General features: G+C 39.5%; 24 protein-coding genes. 10 read left to right on the forward strand and 14 right to left on the reverse strand.

Features of this window, described 5'->3' with window-relative positions; translation table 11 throughout:
- Positions 1-13: 13 nt before the first annotated feature.
- A complete protein-coding gene (locus tag MKX52_RS04595; RefSeq protein ID WP_342491566.1) occupies positions 14-1,378 on the reverse strand; it encodes an alkaline phosphatase in 1,365 nt (454 codons plus the stop codon).
- 353 nt (positions 1,379-1,731) lie between these two features.
- Between MKX52_RS04595 and MKX52_RS04600 the strand changes: the two genes are divergently transcribed.
- On the forward strand, positions 1,732-2,556 hold the full coding sequence (locus tag MKX52_RS04600; RefSeq protein WP_342491567.1) for a LysM peptidoglycan-binding domain-containing protein: 825 nt from the start codon (positions 1,732-1,734) through the stop codon (positions 2,554-2,556).
- A 134-nt stretch (positions 2,557-2,690) separates the two neighbouring features.
- Here MKX52_RS04600 and MKX52_RS04605 read toward each other — a convergent pair whose 3' ends face one another.
- The 3 genes from MKX52_RS04605 to MKX52_RS04615 are packed head-to-tail and all read right to left on the reverse strand — an operon-like array spanning position 2,691 to position 4,511.
- Positions 2,691-2,981 carry a hypothetical protein gene (locus MKX52_RS04605; RefSeq protein ID WP_003212420.1) on the reverse strand — a complete coding sequence of 97 codons (291 nt, stop codon included), beginning with the start codon at positions 2,979-2,981 and terminating at the stop codon, positions 2,691-2,693.
- Entirely contained in the window at positions 2,969-4,027 is a 1,059-nt protein-coding gene (locus MKX52_RS04610; RefSeq protein WP_216888499.1) for an anti-sigma factor, read from the reverse strand. The genes MKX52_RS04605 and MKX52_RS04610 overlap by 13 nt, the downstream gene beginning before the upstream one ends.
- Positions 4,020-4,511 carry a sigma-70 family RNA polymerase sigma factor gene (locus MKX52_RS04615; RefSeq protein ID WP_003211938.1) on the reverse strand — a complete coding sequence of 164 codons (492 nt, stop codon included), beginning with the start codon at positions 4,509-4,511 and terminating at the stop codon, positions 4,020-4,022. Before MKX52_RS04615 ends, MKX52_RS04610 begins: the two co-directional genes overlap by 8 nt.
- A gap of 372 nt (positions 4,512-4,883) precedes the next feature.
- On the opposite strand from MKX52_RS04615, the gene MKX52_RS04620 reads away from it, so the two are divergent.
- Positions 4,884-5,486 carry a 1-acyl-sn-glycerol-3-phosphate acyltransferase gene (locus MKX52_RS04620; RefSeq protein ID WP_012009418.1) on the forward strand — a complete coding sequence of 201 codons (603 nt, stop codon included), beginning with the start codon at positions 4,884-4,886 and terminating at the stop codon, positions 5,484-5,486.
- A gap of 39 nt (positions 5,487-5,525) precedes the next feature.
- Here the strand turns inward: MKX52_RS04620 and MKX52_RS04625 are convergent, their stop codons facing one another.
- Together MKX52_RS04625 and MKX52_RS04630 are read right to left on the reverse strand one after the other, a co-directional pair.
- Complete coding sequence (locus tag MKX52_RS04625; protein ID WP_012009419.1) at positions 5,526-6,857, reverse strand: hemolysin family protein; 1,332 nt, start codon at positions 6,855-6,857, stop codon at positions 5,526-5,528.
- Between the two features lie 58 nt (positions 6,858-6,915).
- Positions 6,916-7,356: a MerR family transcriptional regulator gene (locus MKX52_RS04630; protein ID WP_012009420.1), complete on the reverse strand. Its 441-nt coding sequence runs from the start codon at positions 7,354-7,356 to the stop codon at positions 6,916-6,918.
- Positions 7,357-7,690: 334 nt separating this feature from the next.
- Here MKX52_RS04630 and MKX52_RS04635 point away from each other — a divergent pair, with 334 nt between their 5' ends.
- Positions 7,691-9,073, forward strand: coding sequence for a hemolysin family protein (locus tag MKX52_RS04635; RefSeq protein WP_342491568.1), 1,383 nt, complete (start codon positions 7,691-7,693; stop codon positions 9,071-9,073).
- 89 nt (positions 9,074-9,162) lie between these two features.
- On the forward strand, positions 9,163-9,555 hold the full coding sequence (locus MKX52_RS04640; RefSeq protein ID WP_012009422.1) for a hypothetical protein: 393 nt from the start codon (positions 9,163-9,165) through the stop codon (positions 9,553-9,555).
- Here MKX52_RS04640 and crcB (MKX52_RS04645) read toward each other — a convergent pair.
- Genes crcB (MKX52_RS04645) through MKX52_RS04660 form a run of 4 tightly spaced genes read right to left on the reverse strand, consistent with a single transcriptional unit; the run spans position 9,552 to position 11,266 of the window.
- Positions 9,552-9,917, reverse strand: coding sequence for a fluoride efflux transporter CrcB (gene crcB / locus MKX52_RS04645; RefSeq protein WP_216888495.1), 366 nt, complete (start codon positions 9,915-9,917; stop codon positions 9,552-9,554). The genes MKX52_RS04640 and crcB (MKX52_RS04645) overlap by 4 nt on opposite strands.
- Positions 9,918-10,313: a fluoride efflux transporter CrcB gene (crcB, locus tag MKX52_RS04650; protein ID WP_088003985.1), complete on the reverse strand. Its 396-nt coding sequence runs from the start codon at positions 10,311-10,313 to the stop codon at positions 9,918-9,920. It lies immediately after the preceding gene.
- Between the two features lie 5 nt (positions 10,314-10,318).
- Positions 10,319-11,035: a glycerophosphodiester phosphodiesterase family protein gene (locus tag MKX52_RS04655; protein WP_342491569.1), complete on the reverse strand. Its 717-nt coding sequence runs from the start codon at positions 11,033-11,035 to the stop codon at positions 10,319-10,321.
- 33 nt (positions 11,036-11,068) lie between these two features.
- On the reverse strand, positions 11,069-11,266 hold the full coding sequence (locus MKX52_RS04660) for a hypothetical protein (RefSeq protein ID WP_342491570.1): 198 nt from the start codon (positions 11,264-11,266) through the stop codon (positions 11,069-11,071).
- A 50-nt stretch (positions 11,267-11,316) separates the two neighbouring features.
- On the opposite strand from MKX52_RS04660, the gene MKX52_RS04665 reads away from it, so the two are divergent.
- The 3 genes from MKX52_RS04665 to MKX52_RS04675 all read left to right on the forward strand — a co-directional run bounded on the left by MKX52_RS04665 (position 11,317) and on the right by MKX52_RS04675 (position 13,432).
- The gene (locus MKX52_RS04665; RefSeq protein WP_008359843.1) at positions 11,317-11,418 is read left to right on the forward strand and encodes a YhdX family protein; all 102 of its coding nucleotides are present in this window, start codon (positions 11,317-11,319) and stop codon (positions 11,416-11,418) included.
- A gap of 164 nt (positions 11,419-11,582) precedes the next feature.
- Positions 11,583-12,671: a mechanosensitive ion channel family protein gene (locus MKX52_RS04670; protein WP_012009427.1), complete on the forward strand. Its 1,089-nt coding sequence runs from the start codon at positions 11,583-11,585 to the stop codon at positions 12,669-12,671.
- A gap of 14 nt (positions 12,672-12,685) precedes the next feature.
- Positions 12,686-13,432, forward strand: coding sequence for an NAD-dependent protein deacylase (locus MKX52_RS04675; RefSeq protein ID WP_308807814.1), 747 nt, complete (start codon positions 12,686-12,688; stop codon positions 13,430-13,432).
- Positions 13,433-13,472: 40 nt separating this feature from the next.
- Here MKX52_RS04675 and MKX52_RS04680 read toward each other — a convergent pair whose 3' ends face one another.
- Positions 13,473-14,327: a polysaccharide deacetylase family protein gene (locus tag MKX52_RS04680; RefSeq protein ID WP_144503590.1), complete on the reverse strand. Its 855-nt coding sequence runs from the start codon at positions 14,325-14,327 to the stop codon at positions 13,473-13,475.
- A gap of 296 nt (positions 14,328-14,623) precedes the next feature.
- Between MKX52_RS04680 and dat the strand changes: the two genes are divergently transcribed.
- Positions 14,624-15,481 (forward strand): D-amino-acid transaminase, encoded by an 858-nt coding sequence (gene dat / locus MKX52_RS04685; RefSeq protein WP_144503589.1) that lies wholly within the window; start codon positions 14,624-14,626, stop codon positions 15,479-15,481.
- Between the two features lie 46 nt (positions 15,482-15,527).
- On the opposite strand, the gene MKX52_RS04690 is transcribed toward dat, so the two are convergent.
- Entirely contained in the window at positions 15,528-16,034 is a 507-nt protein-coding gene (locus MKX52_RS04690) for a universal stress protein (RefSeq protein ID WP_008348950.1), read from the reverse strand.
- Positions 16,035-16,594: 560 nt separating this feature from the next.
- Here MKX52_RS04690 and MKX52_RS04695 point away from each other — a divergent pair.
- Together MKX52_RS04695 and MKX52_RS04700 are read left to right on the forward strand one after the other, a co-directional pair.
- A complete protein-coding gene (locus MKX52_RS04695) occupies positions 16,595-18,352 on the forward strand; it encodes an ABC transporter transmembrane domain-containing protein (protein ID WP_342491571.1) in 1,758 nt (585 codons plus the stop codon).
- Entirely contained in the window at positions 18,349-20,361 is a 2,013-nt protein-coding gene (locus tag MKX52_RS04700; protein WP_012009433.1) for an ABC transporter ATP-binding protein, read from the forward strand. Before MKX52_RS04695 ends, MKX52_RS04700 begins: the two co-directional genes overlap by 4 nt.
- Positions 20,362-20,466: 105 nt before the next feature.
- Here the strand turns inward: MKX52_RS04700 and MKX52_RS04705 are convergent, their stop codons facing one another.
- A complete protein-coding gene (locus MKX52_RS04705; RefSeq protein ID WP_144472292.1) occupies positions 20,467-21,084 on the reverse strand; it encodes an NAD(P)H-binding protein in 618 nt (205 codons plus the stop codon).
- A 286-nt stretch (positions 21,085-21,370) separates the two neighbouring features.
- On the reverse strand, positions 21,371-21,574 hold the full coding sequence (locus MKX52_RS04710) for an alpha/beta-type small acid-soluble spore protein (protein WP_088004003.1): 204 nt from the start codon (positions 21,572-21,574) through the stop codon (positions 21,371-21,373).
- Between the last annotated feature and the right edge of the window lie 232 nt (positions 21,575-21,806).

Here is a 21,806-nt window from a genome sequence, read left to right on the forward strand (position 1 = left end):
TTTTTTGCCGATTTTATTGGTTTTTCAGCAGTTTGAAAATGTGTTTTGCTTGATCGGTGTTTTCCATCAGACCTTTTAGCTTTTGGCTTGTTGGACCATACGCAAAGAATGGCACTTCATCACCCGTATGACCAGATGTGGTCCAGCCTGTATGTGATCTCACGTTGATTACTTCTTCAATTGCATCATCAATTTTAACCGCATCCTTTGTTTCAGCAGCTTTTTGAATGGAGGCCATTTCTTCTTTTGTGAAATCAAGATCGATATATTGTTTCAGTGCTGATTCAACAGTCATGCCACTGACGATTTTGTTTGCGATAAAATCAGGGGTCTTTTTCGCTGCTTTTACTGGTTTGTAATCCCAGCTACCCGAGCCGTCTGCCCCAAAGGAGAGTCCGCCAGTTGAATGATCGGCAGTGGTGATAACTAACGTATTTTTATCCTTTTTTGCAAAACGAATCGCTTCTTCAAATGCTTTTTCAAAATCCTTCATTTCACTCATGGCACTCACAATATCATGATCATGGCCAGCCCAGTCAATTTGGCTGCCTTCAACCATAAGGAAAAACCCATTTTTGTTTTTAGACAGCTGTTTAATGGCTGAGGACGTCATGTCTTGCAGGGAAGGGGTCTTTTTATCACGATCAATCGCTTTATCAAGGCCGCCATCTGCAAAAATGCCTAACACCTTTTGATTTTTGTTTTTTTGTAAGTCATCTTTATTGGTGACATAATCATATCCTGCTCGCTTAAATTCCTTCGTTAAATCACGATCCTTCCGGACAAAATCGATGAGTCCTCCGCCAAGCATGACATCGACTGTATGCTGTTTTCCGATTTTTTCATCGAAGAAATCATCAGCGATGGCTGCTGTGTTTTTTCTCGATACATCATGAGTCGCATACGCAGCAGGGGTAGCATTCGTTAATTCAGAGGTCACGACAAGCCCCGTAGATTTTCCCTTCCGTTTTGCTTCTTCTAGAACTGTTTTTAATTTTTTGCCGTTTTTATTTACACTGATTGCATTGTTGTAAGTCTTTTTACCAGTTGCCATAGCTGTACCAGCCGCTGCTGAATCCGTGATATTGCTTTTTGAGTCGTTGGGGTATGTTTTATGCATGCCTGTGAGGTAAGGATCAAACGCTGTTTGCTTTGAAAGGTCTCCGTTGTGCTTAAATGAACGGTAAGTTGAAAGATACGGTGTTCCCATGCCATCCCCGATCAGCACAATCACATTTTGTACGTCATTTTTTGGCTTCTTTATAGCCTCTGCTTTGTCAGCCTGTCCAAATTCAATTCCTGAAAAAATGCCAATCGATAGCACAGATGCTGCCGCCACTGCAGCGATTTTCGTTTTCGAGCTTTTCAACACACTCATTCATTTTGCCTCCTCATTGTTATGTATCGCTCTTACGTTTACAATGGTAGAGCAGAATTGTGGATTCCCATTTACAGGATCGTAAAAATCCCTTTAAAATTGTAAAGGACCACTTTACATAGAATGGACTAAAAAGAGAAATGAATGTATCATTTATCCATGACAAGATGCATTTATTTTGTCATGATTGTGTAATGAAAATGAAATATAAAGAACCCTAAAAAAAAATAAATTTTGCCGAATTAATAAGCATAATGTCGTAGGAAGTCAAGACTATTTCTTCTGGTATTTGATCCTTATAATAGTAAGTAGATAAAAATTCGGATCACGATAGATACATACAGGAGGAACAAATGAAAAAACAATTGATCACAGCTGCAAGTGCAGTTCTACTTGGGACGACATTATTTGCCGGAGCTGCCTCAGCACAATCAGTAAAAGTTCAAAAAGGTGACTCTCTTTCTGTTCTAGCGAAAAAATATAAGACAAGCGTAAGCAAGATTAAATCAGACAATAAACTGAAATCTAATACGATATATGTTGGACAAACGTTAAAAGTAAATGGTACTGCCGCAAAAAAAACAACGAAAACAACGACTAAAGTAAAAGCGGCGTCAACGGCAGCGACTCATAAAGTTGTAAAAGGTGATACGTTATCTAAAATCGGCAAAAAATACGGCATGACCGTAAAAGAGCTGAAATCGTTAAATAAACTCAAAACAAACCTGATCAAAATTGGGCAAAAGCTAAAGGTCAAAAAGACGTCTAAAAAAGTGAAGACAACACCTGTGAAAGAAAAAACAGTTTCTGTTTCTTCTTTGAACACGTCTAAACTTGTAGCGGATGCTAAAGCGCACAATGGCACACCATATAGATGGGGTGGAACGACACCAAAGGGCTTTGATTGCAGCGGGTTTATGTGGTATATCATTAACAAACAAAAAAAGATTTCAAGACAAACAACTGAAGGTTTCTGGGGATCAATGAAAAGCGTATCTTCTCCAAAGGTTGGCGATTTTGTGTTCTTTACAACATATAAATCGGGTCCATCTCACATGGGTGTCTACATTGGGAACAACAAGTTTATCCATGCTGCTTCTGATGGTGTGACGATCAGTGATATGAATTCAAGCTATTGGAAGCCGATTTACCTTGGAGCAAAAACATTTGTGAAGTAATTTATTTTAAAAGACTGCTGATGAAGCAGTCTTTTTTATTTGCGCTATAGACATAAGAACATAAATTGATATTCAAAAAAGCCCGTGCTACTTGGCATAGTCAAGTAACACGGGCTTTTCATGTTGAGAATGGCTTAAAAACCTAATTGAAGATCAACATCGATTGATACGATGGCATAGACACATAAAATGACAAAGATATTCAGTACGACACCGAGGAATCCAGGGCCCGTACGGCCTTTTTTAATGAACAGTTCAATAATACCGAATGGAACTGCGGCCATTGCAAAAGGAAGCATCTGAAAAGAATAAAATGTCACATTACTGATAATGGCGAGGTTCAGCATGAGCAGGGATAATATCGCAGTACCGACAGAAATCCAGCCAAATACATTATGCTCTTTAAAAATTCTTACCAATTCCATAATTCCACCTCGCTCACTTTTGCCGTTTTAATGCGTTTTGTCTTCACAAATTTCTCGATTTCTTTTGAAGGACCTGTGATCACAGAGCCATAAATCGTAACACCATTTTGGTTGATATAGCGTATTCGGTTTGACAGATCCAGCTCAGGTCTGCCAGAGATCGTTTTTGCCCATGTTGGGTGTTGATTGACGTAAGTAAGGGCATCTTTAAATTGATCGACCTCTGTTTTTGATGTGTGCTGAAGCTCTTTTAAGAATTCAGAGTCTCTCCCAGGAAAGCCAATTGGCCGCTGATTCCCGCTTAAAGAATCCTCAGTTTTAATCGCATTCCAGAGCACTTTCATATCATATTTTTTAGCAAAGGAATAAACGTCCTTGGGTGTATATGCTTTGTTATAGGAAACATACACTTCACTGACTGTTCCTTCAGGAAGCTTGTCTAAAGTAGTCAGTGTTTGTTTTTTAGATGCATCTGCCTGAGTAGAAGGATGGGTAAAGAAATCCTCCGTATCACGTGAGCTGTCACCATAATATGAAATCGTAGGCTGCTTTAATTTATCGAAAAACATCTCGATTTGTTCACTGCCAATGGCTTCTGTTTTATTGCCAATTTGTTTTTGCAGCTTCAATTCGGTGTTCATTCCAAAAAGCTTGACTTGGCCTTTTAAATCCTTCATATCAATCGCAACGTTTGGTTTCGTCAAAGCGACTGTTACAGCAGCTGTTTCCATGAAGTGATTTCCTTTACTCTCTGCTCCGCCAACACCGTAGTATAGATAACTTCCTAATGTACAAAGCGGTAAAATAATAAGTGTAGAGATGACAGCAAGTACAGAAATACGTAAATAAGACTTTCTTTTTCCGTATTGTAAGATGGCTTTTTGCTTTTCAGGACTGATAGAAAAATCGGTCCAATCCGAGTCGTTCAGTTCCTGACTTAAGCGTTTTTCGTTTTCTTCTAGCTCTTCTTCAAAAGCCATCATTTCTTCCTCGTTCATCTCACCATTATTATATTGTTCCCATCGCTTGTTAAACTCTTCATTCATCATTAACACCTCTGTTGTAAAGTGCTTTTAGGCGCTGCCTTGCACGAAATAAAACACTTTTAAAATTTGCTTCAGTAATATTCATGACCTTGGATGCTTCCTTGTAATTCAGTTCTTTTAAATAATACAATGTCAACGCTTCCTTATAGTTATCTGGAAGCTGTTCCAAATACATGTTGAGGACTTCTTTTATTTCAACCTGTTCAGCAGGGCTTTGTACAGATGTTTGTAAAAGGCCGCCAATAAGATCATCCGATATGGTCACTTCTTTTTTATGTTTCCTGACATAATCAATAAAAGCATTTCGTGCCACCTGAAATAACCAAGGTTTCACTTTGCTATGGTCGTAGGAATGAATATGTATATAAGCACGCATAAAGGTTTCCTGCAATAAGTCTTCTGCCAAATGTTTGTCTTTTGTCATGGAGAGCAGAAACCTGTAAACATCGTTCATATACATTTGATAAATTTCATCGATCGTCACTGATTTTTCTCCCCTCTATGTTATACACGCATAAGAAAGGCATAAAGTTGCACGAAACTTCTCGATACCGTACAATACTCATCTCTTTCGCCGAATCAAAATCATTTCTCCTTATCATAGCGAAATTTCCACCATTTATAAAGCATTTTCAATAGAACAAAGCAGGAAAAAACCTTAAAAAACGACAAAATTGGACACAATTCCTCTTCTATTCTCTCCTAAAACCATGGACCTGAATACAGAAAGAACAATCATTCTGAACGAAAAATGATGTGATGGTTTAGTTGTTTCAAGAAATTTTTAGTACCAGGTAATAAAAAATTTGTTATAATAGAAACAAATCCTTCATTCTTCAAACAAAGGAAGTGCACTATGTATAAATTTTCAGGTTATACCATTAAAGTATTATTTACTCTTCGAGGCGGAATCAAAGTATATCAAAGAGAGAATCTGCCAACGGATCGGGGATTTGTCATTGCATGTACACATGAGGGTTTTGTGGATGTTCTTGCATTAGGCGCAGGAATTCTTCCATTTGAGATCCACTACATGGCGAAAAAAGAATTGTTTGCAAATAAATGGATCGGTGGATTTTTAAAGAAGATTCATGCCTTTCCAGTTGATCGAGAGAATCCTGGGCCAAGCAGTATTAAAACGCCCATTAAATTATTAAAAGAGGGAAAAATCGTTGGGATTTTTCCAAGCGGAACACGTACAACAGAAGATGTACCTTTAAAAAGAGGTGCGGTTACCATTGCGCAGCTTGGTAAAGCGCCAATCGTCCCAGCAGCGTACAAAGGACCGTCCAATGCAAAAAGTCTTTTTAAAAAGGGAAAAATGCGCTTAATTATCGGTAAACCGATTGAGCAGTCAGAATTTGAGCATCTACCGCCAAAAGAACGATTAGGTGCCATGACAGAAGTTTTAAACACAAGAATCAAGGAACTTGAAGCTCAATTAATGGAAAAAGCATAAGAAAAACGACCGCTTGCTTTGGCAAGGGTCGTTTTTTTATTAAGAAGCGCCTTCTTCAGCGGCTTCTGCTAACTGTTCATTTAACTTTTTAACTTCGATATATACCACATGGTGTCCATCGACTTCATTAATAATAAATTCATAGCCTTGTTCACGAATGGTGTCATTTTTCTCAACTTCATATTTCTGAGTAAGGAACCAGCCGCCAATCGTATCGACTTCTTCATTATCAAGCTGCGTACCTAAGAGCAGGTTGACTTGGTCAACTAGAACCTTTCCATCAAAGATGTAATGGTCTTCTCCAAGTTTACGCACTTCGTTGATTTCATCAATATCGAATTCATCACGAATTTCACCGACGATTTCTTCAAGGATGTCTTCTACAGTCACAAGACCAGCTGTACCGCCATATTCATCTGATAAAATCGCCATGTGTACACGTTCGCGCTGCATTTTGAGCAATAAATCATGTACGGGAACGGTTTCGATCACATGAATAATTGGATTGACAAACTTTTCAATCGTATCACTTGTAGAACACTCACCGCTAATACAAGCTGTGAGAACCTCTTTGATGTTCAGAACACCAATCATATTATCTTTATCGCCATCTTCAATTGGATAACGTGTATATTTCTCAACCTTGGTCACTTTCAGCATTTCCTCAATGGTAATATCATGAGGGAAACTGACAACTTCGGTACGAGGAATCATAATTTCTTTCGCCAGACGGTCATCAAATTCAAAAATTTTATTTACATATTTGAATTCAGACTGGTTAATTTCGCCGCTTTTATAGCTCTCTGATAAAATAATCCGCAATTCTTCTTCAGAGTGCGCCATGTCATGCTCAGAAACTTGCTGAAGACCGAACGCTTTTGTTAACAAACGAGCAGATCCATTTAATACCCAGATAAACGGGAACATCACTTTGTAAAAAATCATGAGCGGTCTAGCAAAAAGAAGAGATACTTGCTCTGCCTTTTGAATGGCGAGTGTTTTTGGTGCAAGTTCTCCAACCACAACGTGTAAAAACGTCATAATACTAAACGCAATAATAAAAGTGACAATAGAACTAGCTGATTGAGGGATTGATAGCTCTACAAAAAGTGGAGCAAGCATGTGCGCAATGGTTTCTTCCCCTAACCAACCAATACCAAGGGCGGTAATGGTAATACCGAGCTGACAGGCCGACAGATACTCATCAAGGTGAGTGGTGACATGCTTGACAGCAACTGCTGTTTTATTACCTTCTGCGATTAACTGATCAATTCTTGAGCTTCTTAAGCGAATGATCGCAAACTCTGATGCAACGAAAAATGCGGTTAAAGCTATAAGCAAAGCAACTATAAGTAAATTAACTATGTCCAATTAAGGCCTTCGTTCTGACTTTGAGAACGAAGGTAACACCTCCTGTTTAGTAAAAATTTTAACTCAACAGCAGTAAAAATGATTGGACAGCCGTCATCTTCTCGGGTGTAAGCTGTTCTTTTAATTTTTCACGTTGTTCTGGTTCAAGCTGCTTACAACGTACCAAAATGCGGTCCATATGCTCGTTCATCCGATCGATATCAGAGGTTAAATGGACAAGTTCATCAGAAGCTTCCTTTTGAGAAGGGAATTGTTCATCTAATCTGGATTTGATGTCAGAAAGAGCCAATCTCTGCTGTTTGCAAAGAACGATTAATTGTAATCGTTTTAAAGCATGTTCATCGTAATAACGATAATTTGAGCAAGATCTAACAGGCGCAAGCAACCCTAGATTTGTATAATAATCTACAGTACGTTTCGTCACCTGTGCAATCTGTGCTAGTTCACCAATACGATACTTTTTCTCAGCCCCATCTGAACATCTCCTCCTAACCGTCACGTTATAGTTTATGAAAATAGTTTAATATAATTCTAGCCTGAAATACAAGTTAATTGTTCAGATTTCCTGCCGATATGAAGAGGAGAGAGGGATTTCTCAGTCTAAATGGTCCTGTCAAATTTCACATAGTGATACAGGAATTTTCAGATTATTTATGGTAAGATAAAATGAATACCGTTTCATATATATGTAGAGAAACGGATTTATACGTGAACCGGAGGTGGTTAAGTGGGGCCCTCAATATAGTCTTATTTAATCAGTTAACCGTTTTACAAAACATAACATCATCAATCAGGAGGTGACTCCTTGTTCTTCTAAGAAAGAGCAAGGTTAAATGGACGATATTGTTAATCTGAGTATAGTCGGTGTTTTGATTGCTTTAACAGCTTTCTTTGTTGCATCTGAATTTGCCATCGTAAAGGTGAGAAGCTCAAGAATTGATCAGCTTGTTGCCGAAGGGTCCAAAAAGGCCATCGTGGCGAAAAAGGTGACATCAAGGCTGGATGAATATTTGTCAGCCTGTCAGCTTGGTATTACAGTGACATCCCTTGGTTTAGGGTGGATTGGTAAGCCAGCTGTAAAAGAACTTTTGGTTCGAGGTTTTGGTTTGACAAACATTCCTGATTCAGCAATCAGCCTGATCTCAGCAACACTTGCGTTCTCTATTATTACCTTTTTGCATGTAGTCGTCGGTGAGCTTGCACCAAAAACACTAGCGATTCAAAAGGCGGAAAAAATGACGCTTTGGCTGTCAGGTCCGCTACATGCATTTTATATCCTAATGTTCCCTTTCATTTATGTGTTAAACGGGTCAGCCCGTGTTTTAACCAAAATGATGGGCATCGATATGGGGTCTGAAAAAGAACATTCCCATTCTGAAGAAGAATTAAAGATTTTATTATCTGAGAGCTTAAAAAATGGGGAAATCAACCCGTCAGAATATAATTATATGAATAAAATTTTCGACTTTGATAATCGAATTGCCAGAGAGATCATGGTCCCGCGGAGAGAAATTTGTGCCATTCCAGAAGATATGCCGCTAGATGAAATCCTCTCCATCATGACGCAGGAGAAGTATACACGCTTTCCCGTGTTTTCAGGCGATAAAGATCATGTCATCGGCATGCTGAACAAAAAGCAGCTCTTTGCAGATCTTGTGTATCAAGGAGAAAAGGATCAATTGAAGATCCAAGATTATATATATCCAGTGATTGAAGTCATTGATACGATTCCTATTCAGGAGCTTCTCGTCAAGATGCAACGCGATCGAATGCACATGGCGATTTTAACCGACGAATATGGCGGAACGTCTGGACTTGTCACAACAGAAGATATTTTAGAAGAGATTGTTGGAGATATTCGAGATGAATTCGATGAAGATGAGCAGCCGGTTATTCAAAAAAGATCCGATCATCATTATGTTTTAGATGGCAAAGTCAGATTAGAGGAAGTACAAGATTTGATCGAAATGTCATATCATGATGAAGAAATTGATACAATAGGCGGGCTCATCTTAAATGAGAACATTGATATCCGAGAAGGACAATCCATTTATCTTGACGATATTCGGATGAAGGTCTTGGAGATGGATGGACGCTATGTGAAAAAGATCGATTTGAAGAAAGGCGTCACGTCAACAGATAAAGGAAATACACGCACAGGGCTTGATATAAAAGAGCCGCTGTTAGTAAATGAAATGACCTTGAGCGAAAAATAAGCTCAAGGTTTTTTTAGGTATTTAGTCTCTTTTTACGAATGTTTGTTCGGGTTATAATAAGAACAAACGTTCTATAGAGGGGGATGGACATGCTTTGGTATGAAACAGCGAGTATCACGGAGAAAAAAACCTCAATGAAACGAATTGAGTTTCATTTGAAGAATTTCAAAAATTACCAGGCGGCGATTTTAAATATCGAAAGACAGCTTGAAAAAAGAAGTTCGCATCATTTGGAACACATGACACGGAAGAAGTTAGAAGAGCAAAAAAATCAGTATGAACTCATCGTTGCTTGTATTGAAACAGCACTAAAAGAGTTGGATGAGATAGAGAAGCAGCTCATCGATTACAAATACTTTCGAGATTGGCGGATGGCCAAGTGTGCGATGGAAATCGGCTATAGTGAAAAAACTCTTTTTTTAATGAAACGCCAGCTTATGGATCAACTGCTCATTAGCTTAGCTGCGATAACCAATGTTTAAACAAGGTGACGTCCTATTTGATAGAACGTGGCAAAGAGACAGAAAGACCCGATGATTGTGATCAATAAGTAGACAGCTAGTTTTCCAATTTGCCGCTGCTGTAGCATGGTCGCAGACTCTACACTAAACGTAGAGAATGTTGTAAAGCCTCCGAAAAAACCTGTTCCAATGATCATTAGTAGCGGATGATTGGCAGTCACGGCACCTGTCAGTATACCTAAACCGGCAGCACCTAATAAATTAATGAGAATAATACTGTACGGGAAACGAGCATGAGACTTAGTTTTCTGCATCAATTGGCTAATGAAAAAACGAAGGGCGCTGCCAATCCCGCCGGCAATAGCTGTATATAAAACGATCATTTATCTGCCTCCTCTCTCCTGCTTATTTCGTTGAAAGAGCCGCTGAGCGAGCATTAGTCCACATAAGGCAGCCGCTATTCCGGCAATGACTGAGAGCAGGATGTAGGTCACACTTAAAGTGAATTGCCCAGTCTGTAATAAAAGAATTGTTTCTTTAGAAAAAGTGGACATTGTCGTAAAGCCTCCGCAAAATCCTGTTCCGATCAAAGCGGCAAGATATTTTTTTCTCTTTTGGAACATAAAATATCCTGTTGAAAAACCAAGAAGCAGACTGCCTGCCACATTTTCGATTAGTGTTGCATAAGGAAATGTTTGGCTGACAACAGATTGGCTAAGTTCATATCTGCAAAGTGTCCCAATCAGTCCGCCAATAAATACGGCAAGATAAGCTTTCATTTACATCATTTCTCCTTTAGAAAAAATGGCGGGTGATCCGTCACGACACCATCAACGGAATATTTTTTGATCCGATCAGCTGTTTTTTGATCTTTCACAGTCCATATAAACACATCCATTCCGAATGCGTGGATGCGGTCTATCCACCATCTGTTGATCATTGTCTTCTTCATATTAAGGCAGTTGGCAAACGTGCTGTATGCCATTAACTTTCTTTTCGTCAGTTTAAATGTATTAGGCTTTATAATCAAAGCTGTTCGAAGAGAAGGGGCGAAAGCTTTGATTCTTTGAAGTGCATGATCATCAAAAGATTGAATCATCATATGGCGAGAATGGGCAAACCGGTTGATGATGCGAGCAACTGCCTTTTCAATTCCTATCTGCCGTTTTGGGTGTTTGATCTCAATCAATATTCCGATCCTCTGGCTGTATCTTTCAAGAATTTCTTGTAATGTTGGGATTCGTTCATTCGTGTACTGTTGGTCAAACCAGCTTCCTGCGTCCAGTTTTTTTAGCTGATCAAGTGTATAGCTTTTGACGAAGCCGTTCCCGTTCGTCGTTCGGTCTACAGTATCGTCATGGATTACGACGACATGCTGGTCCAATGTGAGCTGTACATCTAATTCAATATAATCTGCACCTTGCTGAACAGCTAAATCAAATGCGGCAATTGTATTTTCTGGGGCAGTGCTTGATGACCCTCTATGCGCAATAATATACACATGCTCCAGCTCCTGACTTAAGTTCTTGTTTTATCATATCAAATGCTTTACCATTTTTCCTTCTTTACTATATGGAGGAAAGAAGAGCTGTAAGTAATGGTGAATCACAATGTGAAAAGTTGCTGGAATATCCCAAGCCATGATTGAGTAAATCTGAAGTACATCAATTTTTTCTTCGATCAATTTTGTCCAAATCGTCAGCGTTCGCCAAAATATTAGTGCTTTCGTCATGTTGACTGAAAATTCTGATGTTTTATAATGATGAAAAGGAGGCGAGATGATTGGGTAAAGGGAGAATTAGAGTGGAAGAACGTATTAAGGTCGAAACGGATGCTGAAATGTTTAAAGCGACTCTCCTTGATCAGGCTCAGAAGAAAAAGTAGTTTGCTGCCCGTCGATATGTCTCTAGCCAAAATTTCATAATTGAACATCATGCCTCGGGATTCGTCCCGAGGCTTTTTATTTAGAGGTCAGACATTTATGAGAGGACATAAACGAAGGTTATATTATAAACTAGAGAGGATTGTTTTAAAGGAGAGAGACAAACATGTTTACACAAAAATGGATGGATACATATTTTACAGTAGATGTTGCGATCCAAATCGGTATTAGTCTTTGTATTTTATTGCTTTTTTTATTGCTTCGGAAAGTATTTACGAAGTACTTATTTCATCTTCTCTTTAGGCTGACCAATCGGTCTAAAACGGAGGTCATTAATCAAATTGTTGTGGCATTCGAAAAGCCAGCCAGACTGTTTTTTGTCGCACTTGGGTTATATTTTGCGTTAAGACAGGCACCATACTTTGAGCATCATATGGATGTCATCATCAAATTATATAGATCCTCCATTATATTGATGCTGACGTGGGGGCTTTGTAATTTAACTGCAGCTTCTTCTTTCTTATTTCAAAAAGTAAATTCGAAATTTGAATTAGAAATGGATGATATTTTAGCACCGTTTTTATCGAAGGTGTTTCGCTTCATTATCATTGCACTCAGTATTAGTGTCATTGCACAGGAATTTAATTATGATGTAAATGGACTTGTGGCAGGTCTCGGTCTGGGTGGTCTAGCTTTTGCACTTGCTGCACAGGATACGGTGGCAAACTTTTTTGGAGGGATTGTCATTATTACAGAGAAGCCTTTTACGATGGGCGACTTTGTGGAGACACCAAGTGTTCTTGGGACTGTCGAGGACATTACATTTCGAAGTACAAAGTTTAGAACACCTGCTGAAGCTGTCGTGACAGTTCCGAATTCTACGCTTTCAAAGGAACCAATCACGAACTGGACGAGAATGAATAAACGCCAAATAACGTTTTCCGTACGTGTATCCTACAATACACCAAAGGAAAATTTGGACCATTGTATCAAGCGACTTAAACAAATGCTTGATGAGCATGATGGGGTACACAAGGAGACAATCATGGTGAATCTCGATGTACTGGCAGACAGTTATTTGAATTTATTTTTCAACTTTTACACAAACACGACGGTCTGGGCTGAAAACCTGAATATCAAACAGGACATTAACTACCGTATCATGGATATCTTCCATGAAGAAGGTGTAGAATTTGCCTTCCCTGGACAGACCATTTACATGAAACAAAAAGGTGAAAAACAGCTGAGTGAATAAAGGAGGATGGATGAGTGGATCAAACAAAGGTGGCAGTGCTAAAAGAAAAATTAACGCAGGCTTCACATATTATGGTACTTTCAGGTGCGGGTATGAGCACGGAATCAGGTATTCCTGATTTTAGGTCAACGGGCGGTTTATGGACTGAAGACACCAGTCGCATGGAGGCGATGAGCAGGTCCTACTTTTTATCAAATCCTCATCAATTCTGGCCGAAATTCAAGGAATTGTTTCAGATGAAAATGAGCGGGGCGTACGAGCCGAATAGCGGGCATACCTTTTTAGCCAACCTTGAGAAACAAGGAAAGCATGTGGATATTTTCACCCAAAATATTGACGGATTGCATAAAAAAGCAGGAAGCCAGCATGTATATGAACTCCACGGTTCCATTCAAACCGCTACTTGCCCATCGTGCCATGCGACATATGAACTGCCTTATTTATTACAAGAAGAAGTGCCTGTATGTCTCAAGGTTTCCGCAGACGGACGGACATGTGGGCAAGTGTTGAAAACAGATGTTGTCCTTTTTGGGGATAGGGTCAAACATTTTGATCAAGTAGAGAAATCACTTCAGCAAGCGGACCTTCTGCTCGTCATGGGAACCTCCCTAGAAGTAGCGCCAGCAAGATATATTCCAGAAGATGCTGCTCAAAATCCTTCCATCTTCAAGGTAATGATGAATTTGAGTGAAACAGAATACGATCCATTGTTTGAACTTGTCTTTCATGAACGAATTGGCGATCTCGTGAAAGGTTTATAAAACATTAAAACACCCGCATCCGATAGGTGCGGGTGTTTCTTTATTGCTGCAGCGGCTTCATTGTTTCATCAAGAACTTCAAATGTATAGCCCTTGGCTTTTAGCTGTGTGAGCAAACTGTTTAAGTATTTTGCTGTCGCTGGCTGATCGTGCATTAAGATGATTTTTGGTTCTTTTGGGTGTTTTGTCTCTAGCACTTGCAGCTGATTCAAAACTTCTGGTACATATTTTGAGCTTTTATATTTCCAGTCAAGACTGTCAATTGTCCAATCCCAGTAGATAAAGCCTTTTTGTTTTAAACGTGCTTTTTGCTGATCGGTTAAATTGGGGGCGCTGCCATAAGGTGTCCTCACAAGGTGCGTATACTCTCCTGTGACAGAAGCCAAAATGCGCTGATCTTCTTTCATCTCATTGACCGGAGAATCACTTTTTTGATAAAAACGTTTCACATCATGTGTGATCCCATGAAGCCCTAACTGATGACCTTCTTGATGAAGTCTTTTCACAGCTGCCGGATGTTCCTTAATCTGCGGCCCGAGCATGAAGAATGTGGCCTTTACTTGATGAGCTTTGAGCACATCCAAAAGCTGGTTTGATGTCGCTGACGGACCATCATCAAAGGTTAAAAAGATCGTTTGATCCGTTACATGTTTGTTTGAGTTGATCTTAAAATGTGCATCTAATGTTTTTGTAGAATCATCTTTTGCTTTCAGACTTGTGCTTGTGTCTCGAAATTCACTGCTCGCAGCCATTTGAGCTGGCTGATCTGCTGCCTGCATATTGGTTTTAGATATATCCCAAATAAAAAAGAGGATCAGTGACAGAATCACTAAACCAATCGCCTTTGAGAGCAGCATCGTGTTTGAAGGTGTCTGTTTTTTCGTAACCCGTTGCATTACAATCGCTCCAATAAATCAAAAATTTGTGTCGAATCATGTAGTAGATTCTGTCTTTTTTCGATGTTTTTTGTCGTGTTCATATGGAGTAAGTATACAGGAAAAAAGAGCCTATGAATATAGAAGATGCTAAAAAATTGGAATCTTTTTGGTTATGAGTCTATGTTTGTTACAATGGAAAGTTGACCATTTATCATGATGTGAAATAATTCTGAATAATCATTGAAACATACCCATTTATCCGCTAAGATAGCATCAGATTCAACCATTAATGCGAAGCGAAGGGGAGATTCCGTATGAAAGTATTGTATAATGACGATTTCATTGAAAAAGAGGATGCTCATGTTGATATTGAAGACAGAGGCTATCAATTTGGTGACGGTGTCTATGAGGTCATCCGTGTATACAATGGGACTTTGTTTACATTAAAAGAGCATACAGAGCGTCTGTTCAAGAGTGCAAAAGAAATCGGTATTCATCTTCAAGGTGCAGTATCAGATATGGAAGAAAAATTAAAACAGCTCGTCGCCCATAACCAATTAACAGATGGTGGAGTGTATATTCAAGTGACTCGTGGCGTCGCACCTCGTAAACATCAATATGGAAATTCTCTCACTCCTCAAATCACAGCATATACGTTCCAAGTGAAAAAGCCTGTTCATGAGCAGACAGCTGGTGCAAAGGCCATCATATCTGAGGACCTTCGCTGGTTAAGATGTGATATTAAAAGCTTAAATCTCTTATATAACGTCATGGAAAAACAGAAAGCATCTGAAGCTGGTGCATTTGAAGCCATTCTCATTAGGGATGGTTTTGTGACAGAGGGTACCTCCTCGAATGTATATGCCGTCATTGATGGCGTGATTCGCACACATCCCGCAAACAATTTAATTCTAAATGGTATTACCCGTAGAAAGCTTCTTGAAGTATGTGAAGAAGAGGGAAGCAGTGTTAAAGAAACGCGTATCAGTAAAGAAGAGCTGCTGGGAGCGCAGGAAATCTTCATCAGCTCGACGACCGCTGAAGTCATTCCGATTGTTGAAATTGATGGTCAGCCAGTAGGTGAAGGCGTTCCAGGAGAGTTAACAAAACGTATACAAGAAGGCTTTCAGCAAAAAATTAAACAGGAAAGTGAAGCATCAATTTCTTCGTAAATAAAAAGAGGCTGTAAACGAATGTTTACAGCCTTTTGTGATTCTTTTATTTTACAATGAGCACAGGTATATCTGATTTTGATGATAATTTTTCACTTACACTACCAAAGAGCATTTTTTTCAATCTGCTTTGGTCACGGGCTCCCATGACGATGAGGTCTGCTGAAATCTCTTCAGCATATTCGATAATTGCTTCTGCTGGTTCCCCCTCAACAATTTCAATGGCAGCTTCAAACTGCTCCTCATTTAAAAGCATTCTTGCTTCTGCAACGACCTCTTCTGTATGATCTTCAAAAATTAAGGGACTTTGCTGTTCATCATGAGGTACATACACAGGGGGTGTTTGAAGGTCTGCCATACCGCCACCGATATAAGCTCCGCCAGTCATTGGGCGAGGTGCATCAAACACCTGTCTGCTTGATTTGCCATCATGTGCATAGGCAATGGTCAGTTTGGCATGCAGGGTTTTGGCTAAAGCGATTGCCTTTTTTAATGCTTTCTTACTGTCTTCATGTCCATCAAACGCAACGACCATCCGATCAGCTTGAAACAATGTCCTCATTCCTTTCAAAAGGAGTCTTTACACTCATGGTATACCCGTTATCTGAAAAAGATACACATCAAGGATATGTATCTTTTTGTTAGAAAATTTCATTTATTGAAAAATATTTATTGACAAAATGGTGACAGCCACTATAAGATAAAAAAAGATTCAAGAGCCAAAAGGAGGAAATGTCATGTGCAACATCATTGGAAGAATGAAATCAAACTGCATGAATGGGTTGATTCACGTGACAATTACACCTTCATTGGTCATTGAAAAGGGACTCGTATGTTCCAATTGATCGGATGAATCAAGGCGTATGTTGCGTATTTGTCAACATGCGCCTTTTTACATGAAGAAAAGAGGCGTACCAGATAGCTGGTTGCCTCTTTTTTGTTGTATTCATTTCGTATTTCGAAATAAAGGGATGGAGATCAACAAGTAAATGAAGAGGAGTGAAAGCATGTGAACATGCCAAAAACAAGACAAATGACAAAAACCAAAAAAACAATTCAAGGTGACAGCCAAGAAAATTTAGAAAGCGGCTAGCTTTAAAAGGAGAGACAAATATGTTTTCGGTATTTACAAAATTAGGCTGGTTCTTCAAACAAGAGTGGAGACGTTATACGATCGCCATTACGCTCCTGCTCATTGTGAATGTGCTTGAAATGCTACCCCCAAGATACCTTGGGCAGGCAGTTGATGACATTCGTTCTGGTCAATTTACAACTTCGAGTATGAGTTTTTATGTAGCCATTTTTTGCTTGCTAGGTGTTGTCGTCTATACGCTGACCTATTTTTGGATGTATCAGTTATTTGGCGGCGCAAATGTCATGGAGCGTGTGATGCGTGGGAAACTCATGCGCCACTTACTTAAGATGACACCCACCTTTTATGAAAAGAAAAAAACCGGTAACTTAATGGCATTAGGTACAAACGATTTGAATGCTGTAGCTTTAACGACAGGTTTTGGCGTTCTGACATTGGTGGATTCCACTGCTTATATGCTAATGATCTTTTTTACGATGGGACTGACGATCAGCTGGAAATTAACGTTAATGGCGATCATCCCTATGCCGCTGATGGCGCTTTTGATTGCGTATTATGGCAGTAAGATTCATGATCGCTTTACAGTTGCTCAAGATGCATTTGGTGATATGAACGATCGCGTGCTTGAATCGGTCGCAGGCGTCCGGGTCATCCGGTCTTTTGTACAGGAGAAACAAGATGTCGAACGCTTTCGTGAAATGACAGATGATGTATTTCAAAAAAATATGAGAGTGGCGGTCATTGATTCATTATTTGAGCCGACAGTGAAATTACTTGTCGGTGTCAGCTACTTAATAGGAATTGGATACGGAGCCTACCTTGTATTCCAAAGCGATTTAACCATTGGTGAGCTTGTCGCTTTTAACGTGTATCTTGGGATGATGATCTGGCCAATGTTTGCGATCGGCGAGTTGATTAATATTATGCAAAGAGGAAATGCGTCGTTAGACCGGTTGAATCATACACTCAGCTATAAGCCGGATGTTACAAACGCTTCTCAGCCAAAAACGTTACAAGAGCCTGGGGATATTCAGTTTGACCATATGACATTTAGGTATCCAACTTCCCCTAAAAATAATTTAATTGATGTGTCCTTTACGGTTCGAAAGGGACAGACAATCGGAATTACAGGCAAAACAGGAAGCGGTAAAACAACTATTGTAAAACAGCTTCTGCGCCAGTATCCAACAGGTGATGGTCAAATCCTGCTATCAGGAGTCCCAATCCAAGAGATCGAATTGGATCAGCTATTTCAATGGATCGGATACGTACCGCAGGATCATATTCTTTTTTCTAAAAGTGTAGAAGAAAATATGCGTTTCGGTCATCGAGACGCAAAACAAAATGAATTAGCACAAGCGATCAAAGATGCTTATTTTGAAAAAGATTTACGCCTTTTGCCAGAGGGACTCGAAACGATGGTCGGAGAAAAAGGTGTGGCGCTATCAGGTGGACAAAAGCAGCGAATTTCCATTGCGCGCGCTTTATTAATAGATCCCGACATTTTAATACTGGATGATTCCCTTTCTGCGGTAGATGCAAAAACAGAAACTGCTATTTTAGAAAATCTAAGACAAAATCGTCATGGAAAAACGACGTTTATTACGACTCATCGTCTATCAGCTGTTGAGCATGCGGATCTCATACTTGTTATGGAAGAAGGACGCATCGTCCAAAAGGGAACTCACAAAGAGCTCATTCAGCAAGATGGATGGTATAAAGAACAATTTCTGCGTCAGCAGCTGACAAACCAGCTGGAAGGAGGGGATGAGGCATGACAACAGGAAGAAGACTCCTTACCTACGCACTCCTTTATAAGAAAGTACTGTCTGTTGCCTTGATCTTTCTCATCATTGCAGTAGGTGCTGAACTGACAGGACCATTTATTGGGAAGAAAATGATTGATGATCATATTTTAGGTGTAGAAAAGCCATATGTCGAGGTCAATGAAAAAACAGACAAAACCGTTTATTACCAGGGAAATAACTATATACGAACCGATCGATTAGACAGTGATATGGAATCCGGAAAACAAATCAATGTGGTGCAGGTCGGATTCGGTTACTATTTTGTGAATGAGCCGATTCGCTTTGATGGAAACCGAAAGATATCGGGGGATCAGCTTACCATTGAAAATGGAAAAGAGCGCGAGACCTATCAAGTACAGCGTTTATCAAAAGAGGAAATTTTCTCTTTTTATGAGCCTGAAATTAGTGGTTTGGTGCAGCTTGTTCTATTTTATCTAGGGCTTCTCGTTATTGCGATTTTCTTTCAATATGCGCAGCATTACTTGCTACAGCGAATAGCCAACCGAATTATTCAAAAAATGAGGGTTGATGTATTTGAGCATATTCAAACACTACCTATTCGGTATTTTGATAATTTACCGGCTGGAAAGGTCGTAGCTAGGATTACCAATGACACTGAAACCATTCGTGATTTATATGTGACAGTTCTCGCCAATTTTGTGACGAGTGCGATTTACATGATTGGGATTTATATTGCCATGTTTTTATTAAATGTAAAGCTGGCACTTATTTGTTTGGTGGCGGTACCGATTATTTTCCTATGGTCAATGACCTACAGAAAGTTTGCATCGGTGTACAACCACCGCATTCGTTCAATCATTAGTGATATCAATGCCAAGCTAAATGAAGCCATTCAAGGAATGACCATTATTCAAGCGTTTCGTCATGAAAAAGTGACAAAAGAGGAATTCGATGAGCTGAACAACAATCACTTTCGATATCAGCGAAAGATGCTTCATTTAAATTCACTTCTATCACATAACTTGGTTAACCTGCTTCGAAATTTAGCCTACGTGGCACTTATTTGGTATTTTGGCGGTGCGTCTTTAAGTGCGACGGGGATAGTGTCGATTGGTGTGCTTTATGCGTTTGTCGATTATTTAAATCGATTATTTCAGCCGATTACAGGCATTGTGAACCAATTCTCGAGATTAGAATTAGCACGGGTTTCATCAGAAAGGGTTTTCAGATTATTGGATGAACCAGGAACAACAGTGGAAGAACCTGTCCATAAGGAAATGGAAGGACACGTTCAGTTCCAAGATGTCACCTTTGCTTATAATGAAGGGAAGAATGTATTAAAGAACATTACATTCGAGGCCAAAAAAGGCCAGACAGTTGCACTTGTGGGGCATACTGGATCTGGGAAAAGCTCGATCATGAACTTGCTGCTTCGTTTTTATGACATTCAGCAAGGAGACATTCTCATTGATGGGGAAAGCATTTATCGCCAGTCCCGGCAAACGTTGCGGAAACAAATGGGCATCGTACTTCAAGACCCGTATTTATTTTCTGGAACGATTGCATCCAATGTTAGCTTAGGAAATGAAGACATTAAACGAGAAACGATTGAATCATCATTAAAACAAGTAGGCGCAGTAGAGTTATTGAAGCACCTACCAGAAGGATTTGATGAACCGGTCGTTGAAAAGGGAAGCACTCTTTCCTCAGGGGAACGTCAGTTAATTTCATTTGCTCGTGCACTAGCGTACGATCCAGCGATCTTAATTTTAGATGAAGCCACTGCAAACATTGATACAGAAACAGAAGCGATCATTCAGCGAGCGCTGGATGTCGTTAAAGAAGGACGAACAACGTTTGTTATTGCTCACCGATTATCTACCATTAAGAAAGCCGATATGATTTTGGTTTTAGAAAAAGGTGAAATTGTCGAGCGGGGTAGTCATGATCAACTCATGCAGCAAGAAGGGCTATATGCGCAAATGTACGAACTGCAAAAAGGTGCTGTGGCAAACTAGATGATGAATCACAAAAAAGAGCCTCACATTGAATGAGGCTCTTTTGATTTGCATAAAAAAGGCGAGGATTCGTTTTTGACCTCGGTCTTTACTCGTTATGCATCATTAGTAGGCAATACCGACGCGTTGATGTACAAATTCCTTCGAATTTAACTGCTGATATAAAAAGTGTGCGGTGTCTTCAACTGAAATTTTCTTTCCATCTATAGGGAGAAAATCTTTCTCATAGCGATATGACCGTGTCACTTCTCCATCTGGTAAATAGGTTGGACAAATAATGGTCCAATCTAAATCAGTCGATTGAAGGAGTTCAAACGCTTTGGCATGCTCCTTAGCTGCTCGGGAAGTGGTCCGCTTTGATTCATTTGTTTCAAAACGGTAAAGCTCCGGCTGCTGCCTTGCTTTTAAAATGCCTGCCGTACCTATTGTAATAATTCGTGATGTATTTGATTGCTTCATGGCTTGTACGATATGCTCCATTGAAACAGATAATGTATCATCACCATCTGTCGATAGACAGCTCACAACAATATCTGCTCCTTTGATTGTCTCAAGCACATCATCTCGATTTCTTGAATTGCCGGTGACTTGAAACATACCCGCAAGCATTTCTTCTCGGTTTGTCCGAATCAATGAACGAACTATGTAACGATCATCTACTTGAACGAAACGAAGAAATGCTTGTCCTACACGTCCATGAGCACCGAAAAGAGCTATTTTCATCTGTTCGATCCCTCCACTACATACTATAAGTGAAAAGAACCGAAAATGGTACAACTTTTATGTGATGCTTTTTTTATAAAGGTGAAAGGACCGAATGCTATGAGCATATTCACATAATAGAGAGATACCTACGAATTGTAGAAGTTCAAAGTTCATACCGGAAATAATGTCCATGAAGATCCGCTCCTTTCTACTACATGATATGAGATGGAAAGGAGGTTGGTGAGGGATAATAACAAAAAAAGAAGACACCTTAAGAGGTGCCTTCTATGATCCAAATATGAAATTAAGCTCTTGTTCCACCCATGTGTTGTTGAGCGTAAGACACAAGACGTTTTGTGATTTCTCCACCAACTGAACCGTTAGCGCGAGCTGTAGTTTCTGCTCCAAGGTTAACGCCAAATTCAGAAGCGATTTCGTATTTCATTTGATCGATTGCTTGCTCTGCTCCAGGAACTAGTAATTGATTTGAACTATTAGAATTAGCCATGATGTGAATCTCCTTTTTGTATATGATTTTTTTTATGGTTGGGTTTGCTGGAATCGCACCAGCGAAATGATCAAGTCATTTGCCACTTGGCGAAACCCAATGCAGTAACTTCTTTGTACTAAGTATTATGGTGATTTTCGAAAAAAACATACGAGAAAAGAACATGGTAAATGTTGTTCAACATGCAAAAAAGCCATCACTCAATCATGAGTGATGGCACTGCATATATTTC

Source organism: Bacillus sp. FSL R5-0422 (assembly GCF_038610765.1).
Lineage (GTDB): Bacteria > Bacillota > Bacilli > Bacillales > Bacillaceae > Bacillus > Bacillus pumilus_O.

Coding starts and splice junctions, on each gene's coding strand:
- MKX52_RS04595 (WP_342491566.1), bottom strand. CDS start 1,378: ATGAGTGTGTTGAAAAGCTCGAAAACGAAAATCGCTGCAGTGGCGGCA.
- MKX52_RS04600 (WP_342491567.1), top strand. CDS start 1,732: ATGAAAAAACAATTGATCACAGCTGCAAGTGCAGTTCTACTTGGGACG.
- MKX52_RS04605 (WP_003212420.1), bottom strand. CDS start 2,981: ATGGAATTGGTAAGAATTTTTAAAGAGCATAATGTATTTGGCTGGATT.
- MKX52_RS04610 (WP_216888499.1), bottom strand. CDS start 4,027: ATGAATGAAGAGTTTAACAAGCGATGGGAACAATATAATAATGGTGAG.
- MKX52_RS04620 (WP_012009418.1), top strand. CDS start 4,884: ATGTATAAATTTTCAGGTTATACCATTAAAGTATTATTTACTCTTCGA.
- MKX52_RS04635 (WP_342491568.1), top strand. CDS start 7,691: ATGGACGATATTGTTAATCTGAGTATAGTCGGTGTTTTGATTGCTTTA.
- MKX52_RS04640 (WP_012009422.1), top strand. CDS start 9,163: ATGCTTTGGTATGAAACAGCGAGTATCACGGAGAAAAAAACCTCAATG.
- crcB (WP_216888495.1), bottom strand. CDS start 9,917: ATGATCGTTTTATATACAGCTATTGCCGGCGGGATTGGCAGCGCCCTT.
- crcB (WP_088003985.1), bottom strand. CDS start 10,313: ATGAAAGCTTATCTTGCCGTATTTATTGGCGGACTGATTGGGACACTT.
- MKX52_RS04660 (WP_342491570.1), bottom strand. CDS start 11,266: ATGACGAAAGCACTAATATTTTGGCGAACGCTGACGATTTGGACAAAA.
- MKX52_RS04670 (WP_012009427.1), top strand. CDS start 11,583: ATGTTTACACAAAAATGGATGGATACATATTTTACAGTAGATGTTGCG.
- MKX52_RS04680 (WP_144503590.1), bottom strand. CDS start 14,327: ATGCAACGGGTTACGAAAAAACAGACACCTTCAAACACGATGCTGCTC.
- dat (WP_144503589.1), top strand. CDS start 14,624: ATGAAAGTATTGTATAATGACGATTTCATTGAAAAAGAGGATGCTCAT.
- MKX52_RS04695 (WP_342491571.1), top strand. CDS start 16,595: ATGTTTTCGGTATTTACAAAATTAGGCTGGTTCTTCAAACAAGAGTGG.
- MKX52_RS04700 (WP_012009433.1), top strand. CDS start 18,349: ATGACAACAGGAAGAAGACTCCTTACCTACGCACTCCTTTATAAGAAA.
- MKX52_RS04705 (WP_144472292.1), bottom strand. CDS start 21,084: ATGAAAATAGCTCTTTTCGGTGCTCATGGACGTGTAGGACAAGCATTT.
- MKX52_RS04710 (WP_088004003.1), bottom strand. CDS start 21,574: ATGGCTAATTCTAATAGTTCAAATCAATTACTAGTTCCTGGAGCAGAG.